This is a genomic window from Mycoplasma sp. 1781, from assembly GCF_053851675.1.
In genome coordinates this window covers 1-19,663 of sequence record NZ_JBSQBC010000015.1, presented here as the reverse complement: position 1 = coordinate 19,663, position 19,663 = coordinate 1, and the positions used below count along the sequence as shown (strand labels likewise).

The following is a 19,663-nucleotide window of genomic DNA, read 5'->3' as shown; positions in this document are numbered from 1 at the left end:
ATTAGTTCCCGGAGTTTTGCGCAAGGGGAGCCATCAAAACGAAAGTTTTGAAAACAAAGGACTACTTGACTATCCCCAATACACTAGACCAGCAGAATATAAAGGACTAAAAGTTCCTGAAATATTACTTTCTGGTAATCATAAACTAATAAAAGAATGACGTGAGAAACATGCTTATTTAAAAACACTAAAAAATCGTAAAGATATTATCGAAAGGACAAAAAATGAGAAGTAGCTTATTAGAACTTGTAGAAAAAGACCAAATTAGAACAGATCTTCCCGAAATAAGAGAAGGGTACATAGTTAGAGTTCATGTTAGAATTAAAGAAGGCGATAAAGAAAGAATTCAAGTATTTGAAGGGCTAGTTATTGCTGCATATGGTGAAGGTATCAATAAATCTATCACTGTTAGAAAAGATTCATATGGTATTGGCGTTGAACGTGTATTTAAAATTAACTCTCCTTTAATTTCTGCTATTCAAGTAACTAGAAAAAATAAGGTTAGAAGAGCTAAACTTTACTACATGAGAGGTCTTAAAGGAAAAAGCGCAAGATTGAAAGAAATTAAAAAATAGTTATTCTTGTATCTTAAAAAAGCATGTTTCACCTAACATGCTTTTTTATAACAAAAATTTTTTTTCAGCAATCACCCTTAAAATAATTAATCTTGCTATCTTAGTAAATTAGTTGCAAAACATCGTATCACAGTTTTTCAATAGCTAAAATAATTTTCTTAATATCAATATTTTCAAAATAAGGAGCTTTATTACCAAAAGTATTAAAAAAGTAGCAATTTAAAATAAGTATCAATACTTCTATTTTGCTTCTAAGGATTGCTATTTAACTTGTGCAATACATATTCTTAATCTAAAAATTATTACAAAAGCAATTACTAAATTTTTGCTAGTCATTCTATTTTTTGCAAACCATAATATAAGTTTGGAAAATTACTGCCTAGCATACATCAGTTATCTTCATATTTAAATTATAAAAAATTATTCACAGCTAAAATCAGAATATACTCTTGGCTTTGTTAACAACAAAAAAATTAAGGTTCGAGATTTCTTTGTATTTTTCAAAATTATCTAGTCTTTTATCTCCAAAATATCTTATGTTATAATCATCCTCTATTTTATTTCTGCAAAATCTTTAATAGTAATTTCCATGTTTTGCAAATATCAATTGTACTTTTGCTATTTTGCCTAAAACAAATCAAATAAATTAAATTTTATTTCATTAATTAAATTTAAGGGTAGAATATTTTTTCTTCTAATTTGCATTTATTAAAATAAAAAACTCTTTTTTTCCTTTTTTAAGGACTGCATACTTATTATCATATCTATCAAAATTAATTACGATATTTTCATTTTCAACAATCTCGTTATCAAGCATAAAGGATTTTTTAGCTATAAATTCTCGAGTTTCCCTATTTGAAGAAGTGATTTTATTTTCCTTTATAAAATCAATAAATTTAGTACCGTGTTTAACACTAAAAGTTTTAAGGGATTCTTTAATTATTTCAATATCGCTAATTAATAATTCCTCTTTACTATTTGCAAATAAAATTTCACTTATTTTTTTTGCCTGATTTGCATATTGTATTCCATGAATATCCTTAACCACTTCAAATGCTAAAATTCTTTGCGCTACTCTTTTAAATTTAGCTTGCTCATGCTCTCTCATAATATTCTGAATTTCATCTAATTTAAGAAAAGTTAATGTCTTTAAATATTCATCCACTTTGGAATCTGATTGATTTAATAAAAATTGATATAGAGAATAAGGAGTTGTCATATTTTTATCTAACCACAAGGAGCCGCCACCAGTTGACTTACCAAATTTATTTCCATTTTCATCAGTTAATAAATTAATTGTTAAAGCAATCGCACAAGCAGCGTCTCCATAAATTTTTCTAATAAACTCAAGACCAGTTGTAATATTACCTCATTGATCTGAACCGCCAGCCTGAATCTTCACATCATACTTTTCAAACATGTTCTTAAAGTCTCAACCTTGAATAAGCTGATAACTAAATTCAGTAAATGTTAATCCATTATCCAATCGAGTTGCAATACTTTCTTTTTCTAATAAATAATTTACATTTATCATTTTTCCTATTTGTGAAAGAAAATCAAATAACGTCATATCTTTATAAAATTCGATATTATCAATCACTGATAAACCAAAATTTTCTAGTTGTTTTTTTATTGATTCCTTATTGCTGATAAGGGTTTTTTGATCAAGGAAGCTTCTTTCACTCTTTCTAAAACTTGGATCACCAATCATCCCAGTAATCCCTCCTAGAATTGCATAAGCCTTATAGCCTTGTTTCTTAAATCTTAATAAGGTAGCAATTTGCAAATAATTTCCTAAATGAAGACTTTTGGCGGTAGGGTCAAAACCAATATAAATTCCTGAATCATGAGAAATTTGAGAAAACTTTTCTTCGTTAGAAATATTATTTAGTATTTTTCTGTTTTTAAGCTCTTCTAAAAAATTCATAATGTAAATAACTCCTTAAGTTAAGACCAACTAGTTTGGTTATGATTATTTTAAAACTCTATTGTTTAATATTTTTAAAATTATAGCTAACTTTTAATTTTTAAAACTTTTTATACTAATTAAAAAACGAAAAAGTACTAATGGCAAACATAAATATAAATATAAAAAATTTAATAAATCAACTTATTTTGTGGGTTTTTATAATTTTTTTTTAAATTATTTATATATAATACTAAATTATTTTGCTACAACCATTTTTTAGGAGGAATGTATGAAAATAAAAATTATTGTTGATTCTTCATCTGGATTAACAGAAAAGCAGGCTAATGAGCTTGGTTGAGGATTTATACCATTGCAATGCGAAATAGACGGTAAAACATATCAAATCGGAAGAGACATTGTTGTTGATGATTATGCTAAAATGTGAAGAGAAAATAAAAAAATTAATGCCACCACTGCAGCTTCTTCGCCAGCGATTAATGATATCGAGATAAACAAATACTTAAATGAGTATGATTTAATTTTAGTTTATCCTATCTCTAAATTTTTATCATCACAAACATCATTTCTTAAAACACAATTTCAAGATAACAACAAAGTATATATTGTTGAATCAAAAAGAATTTCCTTCTTGATTCTAAAAGATTTATTTAAATTTGAATCTCAAATTAATTCAGGTGTTTCTTTTAAAGAGGCTATAAAACATTTTGAAATAAATAATGAAAGATTAATCTTAATTCCACAATTTAACGACGCTCTTGTCAAAGGTGGAAGGCTTTCAAAAGGTGCTGCTGCAATAGCTAAATTATTAAAAATAGTTCCACTAATCGCTTTTGACAATGGTGTATTAGAAAAGGATTCAATTGGACGCGTATTTACTAAATCACTTGAAAAAACTGTTACAGATATGTGAAATAAAAACAAAGACACTCCTGATGGAAAAGTGCTTTTTGTTCTTCACTCAGATAATGAAATGATTGAGGAGCTTTTGACAAAATTTAAAAACATCATAAATGATCAGATTCCAATTTATACATACAAGTTACCAGCCGATGTTTCTATTCATACAGGAATTGGGGCCGTAGCAGTTTCAATAGTTTCTATAGATAATGAAACCCAAAAAAAATTCGACTCATTACTAAAAAAATAATTAGGTTTAAACAACGAGTAAAAAACTCGTTTTTTAAATAAAAGTAGTATATAATTCCTAATAATTGAATACAAGTTTAATTTATAAATTAAAACCTTAAACTATAAATTATAAAAATATAGCATTTGAAAGGAAAGATTATGAATACAAAGAAAAAACGCACTTTGCTAAATATTTTAATAGCATCATCGGTATTAAGTTTTCTGCCCACTCTAGGCTTAATTTCATGTGAAAATGAGCAAGATAAAGAAAAGCGTTTAGTTAAGGAAGCCCTTACTAAATTAGAAGGTTTATTAAAAAATGTTGAAAATGAAAATAAAACAAATTTCAAAAGCAAGGCCTATATCGAATCAAAAAATGAAATTAAAAAAATTAATGAATTGCTTGAAGATAATAACATTAGTAACATTGAACTAAAAAAAGCAAAAACTAAATTATCTCAACTAAACAATCAAATTTCTAGTGAACTAGAAAATATTCGCAAAATTAACGAAGAAAACGATGGTAAACCAAAAATTGATAGCACTCTTAAATATTCTGATGAACAATTTTTAGCTGATTTTAATAGATTAACTAGTTCCCAAGATATTGAGACTAATTTTGTTTTATCTTTTAAAAATCTCTTCCCTTATCATGAAAAAAAGCAAATCTTTCCTAGTCAACTTCAAAAACAATATGCATCGCTGGTTATAAAAGCCAAAGATGATGCGATAAACAAAAAAATTGAATTTAGTGTCTTTAATATTGATTTGGCAGATAAGGCCAACACCACTGGCGAAGCTGAAATTAGACTTGTATTTAGAAACAAAGCAACTAACACGCAAAAAAATTACAAATTTAAACTATCAGGTTTAAACAAAAATAATTTCAATGTTGATAGCGAAGGTAATAGACCTAACGGAAGAGTTTCTGATGAAAAAATTGAAGAAAGTGAAATTCAAAAATATCAAAAATTAAGTCAATATGATCGTTATAAAAAAGATAACAATGAATATGTAGAAAGACTGAAAGATAATTATAAGAAAAACGGTATTAATAATTTAAAAGATTTCAGAGCTTTCCTAAATATAAGCGATGCAAAGAAAAAAGAATTTGATCAAAAAGCGCAAGAATTAAAATTAGATACCTATGAAAATTCCGCCTACAAAGGTTTCAGTGTCCCTACATACAAACAAGATGGCACATTAGATGGATTGGAATTAAATGGTGTTGAGGTTGGTAAGCAACCTAGTTTAATTGATTCATTAGGAAAACCAGATATCTTTAAAACCATCGGTGTCGCAAGAACAATCATTAACGAACAGTATCTAAAAATAGCTAAACAAACATTTTCAATTTCAATAAGTAATTACAAAACTTATGAAAAAGAAATTTCTGAATCTAATGATTTAATTAAATTCTGAAAAGATGAAAAAAATGAAGAAACCTTCAAGAAAAAAATTCAAGAAAAAATTGCTCAGCTAAAAGAAGATAAAAAACAAGTTGAAGCAGATTGAGATAAAAAAATAAAAGAAAATACTGATGAACATCTTGTGGAAAGTCTTAACAAACAAAAAACACAAAGTCTTAAAGAATATGATGATAGAATAACTCATTTCGAAAAACATACAAGACCGGCAGAAATTAAGGAATTAGAGCAAAAAATTAATGAATACAAAAAACGTGCTGAATCAAAGAAGGAAAATAATGTTGAATCTGGTACTATGTGAATTCTAGACTTTCAACCAGATAGCACAGGAAAATATCCAACTAAATGATATTTTGGAACAAATGCCCACGTTGCAAGGGCTATAACTAAGGATTTAAGTGGATTCTCATTAACAAGAATTAATAAAGACATTCATAGCGGAGCAAAACTAAGAATATCAGATATGGATGACAATATCACAACTTTTGGAACTCAAAATAAAGATGCAATTAGAACCGTTTTTAATGCAACTGACTACCTAAGTACTCATCCAACTGATTTTTTATCAGAACGTCAAAAGAAAATTTATGAAGGTGTTGAAGAATTTGCTGATTTTGCTGTTATTGAAATTGACTTTGAAAAAATTAAAGATTTTTCAGCATCCTCTAATTCAGCAACCTTAACTGAAGCTTTAAAGGCTAAAAAAGATTTCAATCTAGCTAAAGAAGTTACAAATGATTATGCCAATGATAAAAAATCTCATATCAAATTTAGAAGCAAATCATATCTTGTGGATTATCAAGCAATAGATTATCCGTTAAGTGGAAAGATTCCACCTAGTCTTGATCATTTATTTGCCGTTGGATGGCCAAGTGCCCGTGAAGATTTCTATTTAAAAGCATACATCGATGATGATCAAAGAGAAAGAGCAAAGTTTGGTTATTCATTTAGTTTATGATTTAATGCTAATTATGACTTTTATGATGCAAAATTAACCAACTCTGAAAACGGGCCATCTTCATTCCCTAGTGATGTGCTAAATAGAGGAAATTATTTATCATATCAAATTGGTTATCGTTCATTCGCTGACAAACCTGGTGTTCTAGATTCTTTTATTAGTGCGCCAATCAATGGTGATAAATTATTTGAATATGAAAACAAGAAATATATCAGCATGAGTCTTAACTATCTACCAAGAAGATGAGCACCAGCTGGCGGATCATCTGGTTCATCAATTAGAAACCAAAATAATGAATTAGTTGCTATTCACCATACAACCAATCAATTTGCAAGAACTGGGCTTGCTCTTGCGTTTAGATCAGAAGGTTTTAATTATCAAGGTTTATTCGGAAAATATAATCTTCCAGAATATGACTTAATTTATGGTGGTGGCAAGAATCAAACAAAATCATATAGACAAGCTCTAAAAAATCTTTATCCAAATCTACAAAAAACCAACCTATTTACAAACGGATTAGGTGATGAGAATATTCCAGAGCAATTTAAATTTAAGAAAGGAACCACAAGATAATGCAAAATTCCACAGTCAAAGAAAATCGCATATATGATGACTTTGAGTCATTATTCAATAATAAACGAAAAAATCTGTTAGTATCAATCTTGAAAATTACTATCATTTCCTTGTTTATTTTTTTATCAGGATTAATCTTATTTTTTGCCCCCATAACAATTTTTTCAACAAAACTTTTCGCTCCTTTTACAAATACCCCTGAATACTTCCTAAACTTTTCAAGTTTATCATTGGAACGTATTAATTACCTTGCTATATTCAGAATTTCGCTATTAATTAGTATCTTTTTATACACAATTAGCAAAAACTTTTCTAATATCTTCACCCATAAAGAATCGGCTAAAAAATATATACCTTGATTTATCATATATTCAACCCTATCAATTATTTCTGTAATATTGTTATTTACGATGTTTAATGAAAAAACACTAAGTTACTACTATTTATCATTCTTATCAGTTATATTATTAATTGTCGATGTTGCCTATGCAATTTATACATACAAATTAAAGAAAAAAACTAATCCTTTATTTTACAAAAACAAAAAAACTCTTATTATTTCAATTATTTCTCGATCAATTTTAGTCATAGGATTTATGGCTACGATATCAGCATGAATATTCACCATCGAAAAAGATGAGCAAAAATTTGATTTTCTAGATAATAACCCTGTACATCAATTCTTTATAAGTTTATTTTCACAAAAAAGTGGAATTAATCTATTTTACTTAATTCTAATTTTTGTCACATTAGGAGTGCTAATATTTGGAATCAATATCGAAAGAATTTTATGAACTGCATCAAAACAACAAAAAAATAATGAATCTAGAGAAAGACTACTTCTTTATATTGGTTTTGCCTTTACTACTGTAATTTGATTTATTCGTGCACTATTTTATAAAACAAGTTCAAATGTCATTGATGCTGAAAAACCATCAAGAAATTATATTTATCTTATTGGCTTAATATTTATTGCCCTATTTTTTATTAGTTATGTCCTAGTAAGTTTTCTAAAACCACTAAAAATTAAAGGAGTTTTATTAAATACAATTTTTACCGGCTTTATTTTTACACTAATTTGAATAATAACCGCAATTGTAAGTTTAAAAAATCAAGAAATTATTGTCACAAATATTACCCTTTTATTTTCTTCAATATTCAGCATTATAATATTAATGCTTTATAAATACAAAACTTCAAATGAACCTATATATGTTTCAATAATATTGAAGAGTTTAGTTTTATTAGTAATATTTACCCTAATAATTAATGGTTTAAATGCATTACTACTTTCAAATAATAACCAATCATTCTACAATATTCCTTCAAAACTTTCGCTGGACCAAATTTTTGTAATCACTACTTTAAGTTTTGCTGTTTTATTTAACATATCAACTGTTATAAATCTAATTTGAACTCTAACAGTAATTACAAAGAAAAATAATGTCATAAACCAAGGAGTTTCAAATGAAGTTAAGTAGGAAAGAACAAAATATTTTAAAAGCTGTACAAAATGATTTAGAAGTATTTAATTATGATTTCATGCAACTAAAGAAACAACCTAACTTTATCTCCTTTGATAAATTAATGTCAACAATTCAATTAAAAGCTCAAACAAAATCAAAGGATATAGATGTTAAAAAATTGTTTAATTATCTAAAACAGGCTCAAAATAAAAAATATGAAATTATTTTGGATGAATTTGTTTTATCCTATAAATTGGACGAAAGATTGAATAATTACTACCTAGTACCATTTATAAAGCAATTTCCATCAACAAATATTGAATCAATTAATCTAAGAACTGAAACTAACCTATTTAAATCAAAAATAGCACTTTACTTCAATGAAGAGATAAAGCAATTATTAAATAAGAATTTCTTTGTTGAAATTATTGAAAATATTATTGTTAAAACAGATAATGAATCTAATTTATTAAACATATTTTACAACGAAAAAAGTATTATAGGATGATAGTATGCATTTAAAAAAATGAGAAGAAAAATTACAAAACCTTGAAGGAATATTGACAAAGGTAAATAATTCCAAAAATATTCTTTTGATTGAGATAATGAAGCTTACGAGAAAGCTAAAATTCAATATTTCTAATGCATTGCTAAATATCAACTTAATCAATGCTATTAAGGAAAAATACACAATAAAAAATAAGTTAATTAATGATTCTGAAAATAATAATAAAACTATTCAAAAATTACGTAATATATTTAAAAAACGATCAGTACTTTGGATTTATTTGACCGAGAACCAAAAATACTCAACAGATTCATATAGTAGATATGAAAAAAAGCTACTTACAAATGTAAATCCTAAACACGATGATTTTATAACAATTGGCCAAAGAGCTAGTGAATTTTGCAATCAAAACAAGTTTAACGTAATAAAATCCTTTGGTGAAGAAGAAAAACAGGCTACCAATCTTGCTTGAAGAGTTAGTCAATTAGTTAAGACCTTATATATAGATAATAACTATTCAAAAGTTAATTTTGTTCTTAATACCAATAAAAATTATAACAGGCACTTTACAGTTCTTCCTATTGATGAATTCAACATTAATAAACTAGTAAATGAAGTCGATAAACAAAATTCAGTTGGTGATATTTCTGGGTATAAAATTTATCCCGGTATTGAGGATTTTGTTGAAAATGAAATAAACATCATTTTAGAAAATGCTATATATTCATTGTTAATTGAGTCATTTTTCTACAATGCCAAAAATGACCTTGTTACAACCAATAAAATTATTAATCAAATTGAAGAAGATATTGCAAAGGTTAAGAAAAAAATAATTCGTACTAAACGCGAAAAGGAAATTGAAGAAATTGTTTTATTAACAAAAGCAAACGAAGGTTTTGGGGGTATTAAATAATGATTAATAATAATTCATTTAAAATTAATATTCACTTCATTGGTAATAAACATCTATCAATCAGAAATGCCATATTATTTATCAATATTGATGAAGAGGATGAGTGGGGTCTTGCTAATTCGAATTCAATGATGGCATTTGAAAACACAGTTATTAAAATTAGAGACCTTGATCAAGAAAAAGAATTATTTTTATTTTTAATTAACGCAAATATAATCATCAAAGAAAACGAAATTAACATTAATTCATTTAGTAAGTTAGAATTATACAAACAAAACAATAAGATAAAATTTGATAATTTGCAAATCAAAGAAATAACAACTAAAATTAATTACTATGAATCATTGCAAAAAATTGGACTAAGTCTTGACCAATTTCTTGAAGAAAAGCATTTAAAGCAAAGGCTATATATGCTAAAAATGGAGCAAAAACTAAAATTAGTCAAGGAGGAAAATTATGAAATTAAAAAATAAATTATTCTCTTTAAGTTTAATCAGTGTGATCCCGCTTCCCTCGTTAGCTCTTATTTCTGCCTACAATCGTCAAGATGAAACAAAAGAACTCAAACAGGATGCGCCTCAAAAACCCACTGATCCAAACAAGCAAAAACCAAAAGCTCCAGAAAAACCTAGCCTAGCTCTCGACTTTGATACCTTTGACAAATTTACAAAAGATAATGTGGAAAAAAATGTTGAAAAAATAATTGACTTTACCATTAAATATCTTGATAATGAAAAAGGAAAATTGTTGAAAGATTTAGACAAGGATTTTAAACCTAATTTAGAAAAACTCATCTACATCCAAGTCCTACAACAGTATCTTGAAAAAAACAAAGATGCATTAAAAACTAAGCATATGAATAACCTTGGTTTCACAATTGTTTTTCCATATGTAATGTCAACTAATAAAAATTACATTCCATCTGTAGTTGAATACGAAGGGCAAAAATTTGATAACATAAAGGTCGGAAAAACTAAAGAAACCAACTATGAAGAACAAATTAAGCCAAATGGAAAAATTACAAAAGATAAAGAACAACTTAATACAATTACCAAACAAAGACTTGATAAATTAATAAAGGATTACTTTGGCGCGTTGCAAAAGCAACTTCCAAACATGCTTTTTGACAAGGTAGACATTCCTAAAATAGGAGAACAAATTAATATTAAATTCGGCACCTTCAAAGAAAAAGAAAATACAATTAATGGTTTTAGTTTTACTCAGCCCAAAGACTTTGCATCATGAGAAGATTACATTGTTTCGAAATTGCATAAGAAATTTGTTAAATTTGATCTTGATCAGAATAAAAAATTCATTCTTGATGAACAAAAAAATAAAAAAGAAGATGAACCAATAAGAAAACCGCCAATAATTCCCGGGGATAAACAACAAAAAGAAATTGATACCCAAGAGCAAATTCAAGCTCTTCCTTCGCTAATACCTAATGTTTCTTCAATTTACACATCTAAAACAGCAAACAATCTAAAAATGTTTTTTGATAGTTCAAAAGCAGAAGAAAAAGAAAAGATATTCTTTTTTGATAATGCCATTAACACTAGATTTAAATATAGCGTAATTAATCTAAAAAGTGAAGGTGGAAATTCATTATCAGCAACAGTGAGAATTAGTGATAGAGTAGATCCTAAAAAGAGTCGTGATTATGTAATTAAAATAAATATTGATACTTCTCCGGAACAAGAATCACTTAATTACGCATATGAAGAAATAATTAAAGAAAATAAACAACTATTTAGCAAAATATTTACCGCTTTGGGAATTGATGACAAAATAAACTATAATGATTTAAGAAATGATACGCTACGTAGCGTTTTATATAATATGGTTGGTACAGGGGTTTTAATCACTAATAAAGAATCGTATGTAAATGCTGCTAACGATATAATCACAAAAGCTGCTGAAAATCTCTTAAAAAACGAAAATAACAAATCTGTTATCGAAGCCGACATTAAAAACTCAAATTATCTATTATTAACTAGTTTATTTTCTTCAACAATCAATGGTGTAGATTATTTTAGTAGTCTTGCTAACTCTCTTAAAGCTGTTTTAATACAATTTGAAGAAATAATTAAGATAAATAAAGACATTATTAAGAAAAACTTTGCTCAAAATGGATTTGATTTAAATTTAATAAATCAATATTATGACCTTATAAATAAACAAATATCTCGTTTAATTTCTTCAACTGGTTCAAGAACTATTAATATTTTTAGCTGATATGATAATTACACTAAACAAGTCAAAAACATTATTGAAAGATTTGATATTCTTGCTGCTTTAATCGATAATAAAAAACCAGATAAAAAAGAGGACAAAGAAAAATTTACAAATTCATATCTAAAAGCGGAAATTCAAATTAAAGATAATAATCTAGAAGGAAAAAAAGCTTTAAACCAAGCTGGTTATGCAATATTTGCAATTAGTGCATTATTGACAATAATTGCAATTACCTTTATTGCTATAAAAAGCAAAAAACTCGGTACTATAAAATTAAAAAAACTTTCAATTTCAGTAATCGGCATAATCTTGTTTGTTCTTGTTCTTTCTATTGTAATGTCAATAATCTAATTCAAAATAGAGTTTTTAATAATAAATTGTTACGCAATTATTAAAACTCTATTTTTTTTTTTTTTTTTAAAAAAAAAGCAAAATTAACCAGGCTAAATTTTCAAAAAAGCTAGTAAATTTCACATTTCAATAGCAAAATAAGTTCAAATTTGATGTCCAATTTATAACCCTGCCCAATGTTCATAACCCGAAATTCAAAAAAAAAAAAAAAGATTATTATATTAGTAAAAAAATTAAATACCAAAACATAAGAAAAGGTTTAAATATGACTGAAAACAAACATAAAATTAAAACAAAAAAGAAAAAAACACCTAGAGTTTTACTAGGAGCAGAACTAGCGATAGCAGCAACATTGGCAACTGGTGCCATAATAACAGCATACCTAGTTAGCAACAACCAAAATAAGTTAGAAATAAACAAACAAAAAATAACTAGTAACTCAGCTTCATTTATACTAAAAAACTATAAAAATTATGAAAACACCGAATTTACAGCAAGAATCTTTCCCGAAAATAATCCAAAAGCTTTTCTTGAAAAGAAATACATTATAAACAAAAATAATGAAACTATTTCTTGGGGTGAGAAAAGAAACGAAGCTCCTTTAGAATCTAGCACTGATTATGAATTTCAAATAATTTTTAAAAATAAACCTATTTTAAGTCATAAATTCAAGACATTAAACAATATAACTGAACTTAATAAGAAAGCAATAGAACAAGAAAGAACAAATAAACTATTAAAAGAAGCGCAAAAAATTAAAGAAGATTTAGAAAGAAAACTATTAGATTCACTTACAAAAAACCAGGAATTAAAAAAACAGAATGAAAATCTAAAAAAAGATAAAGACTCACCAAAAACAAATCCTTCTATTGATTCAAAAAAACTAAGTGCAATAATCAAAGAACTTCAAATGGCAATTATTGAATTAAAGCAAGCTGACCATAACCAAAAAAATGCAACACAAAAATCATATGAGGCTAACCAAAATTTAGTCCAAAAACAAAACGAAATTTCTTTAATAAACAAAGATCTTGAAGAAGCAAAAAATAAAAAAGAACTAATAAATAACCAAAAACAAAATGCCGATAAAAATCTAGAAAGAATTAACAACATAATTAGCCAAAAAGAATTTGAAATCCAGGCACAAACTAATGTTAGAAATCAACTAGAAGCACAAAAAAATGACAATCAAGAGAAAATCAATAAACTACAAGAAAAGATCAAACAAACCGATTATCTTTTAACACAAAAACAAAGTGAAATTTCAACTAAAAGCAATGAATTAATAGAGGCAAATAAAGAACTAGTACAAGCTCAGGAAGCCCTAAATAATTCAATGCAAAATTTAGATAATATTAATCAAACAATCATAGACCTCGAAAAACAAAGAAAAAATCTTGAGGCAAATTTATCACAAAATAACAACAGTTTTCAAGAACAAACCAACAAAATCGATCAAATAACAATGCAACTGCACTCTGCTATTGATGAATTAAAAAAAGAGAATGAGAATCAAAAAAATAAAGTAGAAAAAGCTGAACAAGCAAAGCAAAACCTGCTAGAAAAGCAAGGCGAAATTTTGCTAAAAAACAAGGAATTAGAACTTACACAAAAACAAAAAGAAACTCTCGAAACTCAGAAACAAAGTGTGCAACAACTTCTTGATAAAATTAGTTTAGATATAGGAAAAAAAGAAAAAGAAATTCTAGATAAAACCGATGTAAAAAAACAATTAATGGTTGAACAAAATAAAGCACAACAAGAAGTTACAAAAGCAAATGAAAAGCTAACACAAGCAACACAATCACTAAATCAAAAAGCAAGTGAAATTTCAACTAAAAATAATGAATTAATAGAGGCAAATAAAGAACTAGTACAAGCTCAGGAAGCACAAAAAGCAACAAAGCAAAGCCTAGAAAACACAAACAGACAAATAAAAGAACTAGAAACTAAAAAAGAAGAGGCTGATACAAACCTTTTAAATATCAACAATAATTTACAAGAGGAATCAATCAAAATTTTGCAATTAGCAAATGATTTACAAAGTGCGATTGATGCATTAAAAAAGGCAAATGAGTCTCAAAAGAGTGCAATAGAAAAAGCAAAGCAAGCTAAGCAAAAACTTTCGCAGAATCAAAATGATATTGCTCTAAAAAATAAGGAATTGCAACAACAAAATAATCTAAAGAGTTCACTACAACAAGAAAAAGCAAAACTAGAACAAGACCTACAAAAATACACGGAAGAAATAAAACAAAAAACCGCTTCCAAAACTACCAAATCACAAGAAAAAAACAAAGCTTCAAGTGCATTAGATACAAGTAAACAAAAAGTCACAGAAACTGAAAATAAATTAGATGAAACTAACAACTCAATTAAAGATAAATCAGTTGCTGTATCTAAAAAAGAAAAAGAATTAGAAATAGAAGAAACTAATTTATCAAATCTACAACGTTTAGAACAATATAATATGCAAGTGTTGCAAGAAAAAAACACCGAATTAGATGGAATTAGTCAAATTTTAGCGCAAACAATACATACATATGAAGAGGCTTATAATCAACATAAATCAGTAGAGCAAGAAAGTTTGAATGCAAAAAATAATATTGAAAGAATAAAAAAAGAAAAAAAGAATGAATTAGAAACTATTAAAGAAATACAGGATGAATTTAACCAGGAAAAGAAAGAGCTTGACGACGAAACTGAAAGAAGATGAAAAAAAATAAAAGATATCGAAAACGCCCCTGACACCAAAACAAGTGAGGAAAGGGAAAAAAGAGATGAAGAGTGAAGAAGTGCAATAATATCATGATATGTTTGAAATAATTTTTCACTTAAATCTCGGTTAGAGAGACTCAAAAAACAATATGATCGAGAGCTAATGGATTGGGATTCTGACAAAATTATGTCTGAACTTAAGGCTGCTGAGCAAAAATATAACGATGCCCAAAGGGTATTAGAAGAAAAAACAAAAATACTTGCCGAAAAAACTAAAGAAAAAGATAATGTTCAACAAGAATACAACAATGCTGAACGTGAAAAAAATAACGCAACGCGTGAACTTGAGCAAACAAAATCTTCTATTCAAGCAAAAAATAATGAGATAGATAGGATAAAAAGAGAGTTAAATGCTGCGAAGCAAGAACTTCAGAATGCTAATGCTACAAAACAATCAAATATAGCAGAATTACAAGAAGCTAAAAAAGAATATGAAAGTAATATAAAAAACTTAAATACAAAAATTGCAGAAGAACAAAAAGCTATAGATACCTTAAATAATGTAGAAACAAATAAAAATTTATTACAACAAAAAATACAAGAAACTGAAACAAAAATAAATCAAATAGATAATGAAATTGCTAAAATCAACCTTTCATTAGCGCCATTAACTAATTCAAGCAAAACATTGCAAACAGAAAATAACGGAGCTGAAAGCGAATTGAGTCAAGCTAATAAAAATGTAACACAAAAAACTAGTGATCTTGAATTAGCAAACACTAAATTAAAAGAAGCAAACGCTAAAATTCAGGAAATTAAGAAAAATAAAGAAGAAGCAACCTTAGCCAAACTAAAAGCCGATAATAATTTAAAGGAAACTCTAAAAAATAAAAGTGATCTCGAAACCCAACTTCAAACCACGATACAAACAATAGATGAAAAACAAAAAGAAGTAAACAAAAAAAATAATGCACATGAAATAGCAAAACTAGAAGAACAAAAAGCCCAAGCTAATAAGGAAAAAGCAGATTTTGAACATAAAATAGCAACCCAAAAACTAAATAATAAAAATCAAGAATTAAACAACATATCAAAGCAATTAAATGATGAACAACAAGCATTGCAAGATTCTAAAACTACAAAACAAAATACACAACAAAAAGCTGACAAATTAGCAAATCAAATTAGCATTGTTAATGAAAATATTAAAAATATAGAACATGCTATCAATAACTCAAATCAATCAAAAACCATAACTGAAAACACAAATGCACAAGCACAAAAGGATTTAGAAGAAGCAAATAAGAAGGTAGCAAATAAAGCTCAAAATATAGAAAATATAAACTTAAAATTGCAAGCAGCAAATAAAGAAATTAAAAAAATCAAAGATACTAAAGCTAATGATGATTCAAAATTAGAAAAAATAAATAGTGATATTCAAATGTTTTTAAACAAAAAAGAAGAAAAGGAAGCTGAATTAAAAACTCTGACACAATCAAAGGATAAAAAAATTGCAGAAATAAATAAAATAAACAAAAATCTCGAATTCACAAGATTAGAGCAACAAAAAACTCAAAATAATAAAGATAATACAATATCATTATTGGATATTGCACAACAAAATCTAGATAACACAATTGAGCAATTAAAAAATAAAGATAACGAGTTGCAAAAAACCAAACAACAACTTAGCGAATCTCAAAGTGTCTTAAAGGAAACAACACAAGATATAAGTGAACAAGAAGAAAAACTAGAAACTATAAATAAAGATATTACAAACCTAAACCAAACTTTAGTAAGTAAAACAAAGGAAAAAGAAGAAGCAAATTTAGCAAGTACAAATGCTAAAAAAGAATTAGAAAAAACAAGTCAAGAATTAGTTGAAAAATCAAAGAAACTTGAACAACTAATCAATAAACCTCAAACCTATACTAATAACTAAAAAATAAAAATATCAAAAAAAACATCAGACTCAAATTTAAATAAAAAGATTTGGGTCTTTTCTTGTTTTGTATTAAAAACAATTAAATTAAGTTTTATTAATAATTTAATATAAAAAAAGAATAAAAAAAATGGCGATCGTAGCAGGATTCGAACCTGCGACCACATGCTTAGAAGGCACGTACTCTATCCCCTGAGCTACACGACCGTTGCATATAATATTTTAGCACTAAAATAAATTTAAGAACGCTTTTTATAAAATTTATTTTTGCATTAATTATCACAATACATATAAAATGAATTTTGATATCAAAATATGAGCTTTTTATATAGGCTATTATCCTATAATAAAAGATGCAAAATTTTGATAAAATTGTAGTAAAACAATTAAATAAAATCATAAATCTATCTTAATTTAAGTTGAGTTTGTATTTTTAAATCATAAAATTGGAAAAATAAATATTTAATTTCAAATATCAAAAAATTTTGTTTTTGTATAAAGCAACACAAACTTATAAATTTTTCAAAATCAATAAGTTTTTATAAAGAAACTAATTAAATTAATCTATTTCACATCATTGCATAAGTAAATCAATAATTTTGATAATGAACCTTAATAAAAGCGTAAAATTTCAATATTATAGGGAATTAAGAGGGAATTAAAATATGAAGAAAAAGTTCTTATTTCTATTAGGTACACCATTACCACTAATATCATTGAGTGCTGTTTCATGTTATAGTGATTTTGATTATTTAGACAATGGTCCTTCTAAAATTTTTAATATCAAGAAAACAAAATTTATAAATTTATCATCAAAAGATTATTCAATAAAAAATAAAAATCTAAACTTATATTTTCTTGACAATAAAATTCATCAACCATATGTTGCTATTGAGGAAATGTTAGGTGTTTTAAATGGCTTTGTTGATACTTCGCTAATTAGAAAAATACCGACTTATGACATCAATGCAACACAACTAGTTTCAAATAATCAATTAATGTATATTGACGCAGATCGTGATATTATTAGTGTTAGCAACGAAGCATTTTTTAATTTTGTTAAGCAAAGCAATTCAACTAATTACTCACGCTTCATAAGTTATGAAGGCTCAAAAATTGAAAATATTAATGACTTAAGCGGACCTATCAAATTTGATTTAAGAAGTTATCACATCGATATTTTTAAAGAGGGGAGAAGAACTTTTATTCCTTTAAGTATTTTTAATACCTTATTTTGTAGTCAAAACTATTACAATCTCTACTATAATGGCGATGCAGTTTATGGTAAATTTTTTTCACTAATGGAAGATGAAAATGACGCTTACTCATATCAACATGGTTCATGGTCAGCGGATAAAGAAACAACGCAGGATCGAATTTATAACCTTGATAATCTCTTATTTACCCTTGATAATTTTTATGGACTTAAATCATATAAAAATATATCAAACTTTCAACAGTATATCAGCGATATAAAAAAAGAATTATTAAGCAATAATCCCGATATATATAACAAGGCATATGCAAAATTATTCTTTAACAAATTAAATGACTTGCATACTAGAATTAATATGTTAAATATATTCACAAACAATAGTAAAAAAATCAATGATTATGCATCTAAATTATATGGAACTGAACGAAGTGAATATGCCAAAGTTAATGAATACCTTGAGCAAAAAAGAGCTATACTTGAGCAAAAAATTAAACAAGATGGTTTTATTATAAATGGTAACTTAGCATATATTATTATCGATAATTTTGAAACAGCATCTAATAATAAAATTTATGCAAAAAATATCAAAAGTGACACATTTGAATTTTTAAGAAATACATTGCAAAAAATATTAAAACAAAAAAATATTAAAAATGTTGTGATTGATATTTCTAGAAATGGTGGTGGAAATATTGGAGCAATGTATCGTGCTGTTGGTTTATTAACAAATAAGGACATTGTTGTGCATAGTAAATCACTACTTTCTGGTATTATAGAAACACAAAAATATAAAATCGATGCTAACAAGGACGGCAATTATTATGATAATGATGCATTTGAAAACTTTAATTACTATATATTAACTAGCAAAAATACTTTTAGTGCTGCTAACACATTTTCAGGAATCATAAAGGAACTAAAAGTGGCCAAAATTATAGGTCAAAAATCTGGAGGAGGGACCGCGCCTGTATTGCCCTTGGTTTTGAATGATGGAACATCAATATCAACTAGTTCACCATTAAATTATTTATATAAACATCACGGATCAGAAATAAATCTAGAAGATGGTGTAAAACCAGACATTGAAATTCCATATAACAACTTTTATGATATAGACTATCTAACTAAAATTTTGCCTAAATAAATCTAAATTTAAATTGAATTTTTTCTTTAAGCAATAAAGTAGGAATTTAAAATTCCTACTTTTAGATTTTTATTTTCTTAATTTCACTGGCGATTTTTGTACTAATAATTTTAGATAATTCTAAAATATCTGCGTCAATTATTGCCTGATATGAGCCAAACTTTTCTAATAATTTTTGTTCTATCTTAGGCCCAACACCTTTTATTTTTGTTAAGAGACTATCTGTAATTATTTTATTGTGTCTTTTATTATAAACGGCCTTAGCACTCTTATCGACATCATATTGAATTTGCGATAAAAAATTAAACACCTTAGCATCTGAAATTTTAATTTCTACGCCACTATCATTAATTAATCTCGCAAACTCGTGGTGATTATTTTTTACAAGTCCGAAAATAGGCACATTTTTATGAAATTTTTTCAAGGCCTTAATTGCAGCATTAATTTGAATCTCACCGCCATCAACAAAAATCAAATTAATATCTTCATCAATTGAATGGTCACAAAAAAACTTACTAATATTTTGATACATATAATGGTAATCAGAATTAGCATCTTCATTTTTGCAAAGTATATAAG

Annotated in this window: 12 protein-coding genes, 1 tRNA gene and 1 pseudogene; 11 read left to right on the top strand and 3 right to left on the bottom strand. The window is 26.6% G+C overall.

Going from position 1 to position 19,663, the window contains the following annotated elements:
* Both ACWXVP_RS02860 and rplS read left to right on the top strand, forming a co-directional pair.
* Positions 1–235, top strand: a pseudogene (locus ACWXVP_RS02860) (tRNA (guanosine(37)-N1)-methyltransferase TrmD); the annotation flags it as partial.
* On the top strand, positions 225–575 hold the full coding sequence (rplS, locus tag ACWXVP_RS02855; RefSeq protein ID WP_438340763.1) for a 50S ribosomal protein L19: 351 nt from the start codon (positions 225–227) through the stop codon (positions 573–575). The pseudogene ACWXVP_RS02860 and the gene rplS, both read left to right, overlap by 11 nt.
* Before the next feature lie 694 nt (positions 576–1,269).
* Here rplS and tyrS read toward each other — a convergent pair.
* The gene (gene tyrS / locus ACWXVP_RS02850) at positions 1,270–2,502 is read right to left on the bottom strand and encodes a tyrosine--tRNA ligase (protein WP_456012969.1); all 1,233 of its coding nucleotides are present in this window, start codon (positions 2,500–2,502) and stop codon (positions 1,270–1,272) included.
* 271 nt (positions 2,503–2,773) lie between these two features.
* Here tyrS and ACWXVP_RS02845 point away from each other — a divergent pair, with 271 nt between their 5' ends.
* The 8 genes from ACWXVP_RS02845 (at position 2,774) to ACWXVP_RS02810 (ending at position 16,724) form a co-directional block, all read left to right on the top strand.
* Positions 2,774–3,652 (top strand): DegV family protein, encoded by an 879-nt coding sequence (locus tag ACWXVP_RS02845; protein WP_455966320.1) that lies wholly within the window; start codon positions 2,774–2,776, stop codon positions 3,650–3,652.
* 140 nt (positions 3,653–3,792) lie between these two features.
* Positions 3,793–6,591, top strand: a complete 2,799-nt coding sequence (gene mip / locus ACWXVP_RS02840) for an Ig-specific serine endopeptidase MIP (protein WP_456012967.1) — start codon at positions 3,793–3,795, stop codon at positions 6,589–6,591.
* Complete coding sequence (locus ACWXVP_RS02835; protein WP_456012965.1) at positions 6,591–8,072, top strand: MSC_0624 family F1-like ATPase-associated membrane protein; 1,482 nt, start codon at positions 6,591–6,593, stop codon at positions 8,070–8,072. The genes mip and ACWXVP_RS02835 overlap by 1 nt, the downstream gene beginning before the upstream one ends.
* Positions 8,059–8,568, top strand: coding sequence for an MSC_0623 family F1-like ATPase-associated protein (locus ACWXVP_RS02830; RefSeq protein WP_438340758.1), 510 nt, complete (start codon positions 8,059–8,061; stop codon positions 8,566–8,568). The genes ACWXVP_RS02835 and ACWXVP_RS02830 overlap by 14 nt, the downstream gene beginning before the upstream one ends.
* A 1-nt stretch (position 8,569) precedes the next feature.
* Complete coding sequence (locus tag ACWXVP_RS02825) at positions 8,570–9,478, top strand: MSC_0622 family F1-like ATPase gamma subunit (protein WP_456012963.1); 909 nt, start codon at positions 8,570–8,572, stop codon at positions 9,476–9,478.
* The gene (locus ACWXVP_RS02820) at positions 9,478–9,951 is read left to right on the top strand and encodes an MSC_0621 family F1-like ATPase epsilon subunit (RefSeq protein WP_438340756.1); all 474 of its coding nucleotides are present in this window, start codon (positions 9,478–9,480) and stop codon (positions 9,949–9,951) included. The genes ACWXVP_RS02825 and ACWXVP_RS02820 overlap by 1 nt, the downstream gene beginning before the upstream one ends.
* Positions 9,935–12,064, top strand: a complete 2,130-nt coding sequence (locus tag ACWXVP_RS02815) for an MSC_0620 family F1-like ATPase-associated subunit (RefSeq protein ID WP_456012961.1) — start codon at positions 9,935–9,937, stop codon at positions 12,062–12,064. The genes ACWXVP_RS02820 and ACWXVP_RS02815 overlap by 17 nt, the downstream gene beginning before the upstream one ends.
* A gap of 265 nt (positions 12,065–12,329) precedes the next feature.
* Entirely contained in the window at positions 12,330–16,724 is a 4,395-nt protein-coding gene (locus ACWXVP_RS02810; protein WP_456012959.1) for a hypothetical protein, read from the top strand.
* 131 nt (positions 16,725–16,855) lie between these two features.
* On the opposite strand, the gene ACWXVP_RS02805 is transcribed toward ACWXVP_RS02810, so the two are convergent.
* Positions 16,856–16,931: transfer RNA gene (locus tag ACWXVP_RS02805), tRNA-Arg, on the bottom strand.
* A 458-nt stretch (positions 16,932–17,389) separates the two neighbouring features.
* Between ACWXVP_RS02805 and ACWXVP_RS02800 the strand changes: the two genes are divergently transcribed.
* Positions 17,390–19,084: a S41 family peptidase gene (locus ACWXVP_RS02800; RefSeq protein WP_456012957.1), complete on the top strand. Its 1,695-nt coding sequence runs from the start codon at positions 17,390–17,392 to the stop codon at positions 19,082–19,084.
* 61 nt (positions 19,085–19,145) lie between these two features.
* On the opposite strand, the gene ACWXVP_RS02795 is transcribed toward ACWXVP_RS02800, so the two are convergent.
* Positions 19,146–19,663, bottom strand: a 518-nt coding sequence (locus tag ACWXVP_RS02795) for a helix-hairpin-helix domain-containing protein (RefSeq protein WP_456012955.1), incomplete at its 5' end; no start/stop codon positions are given.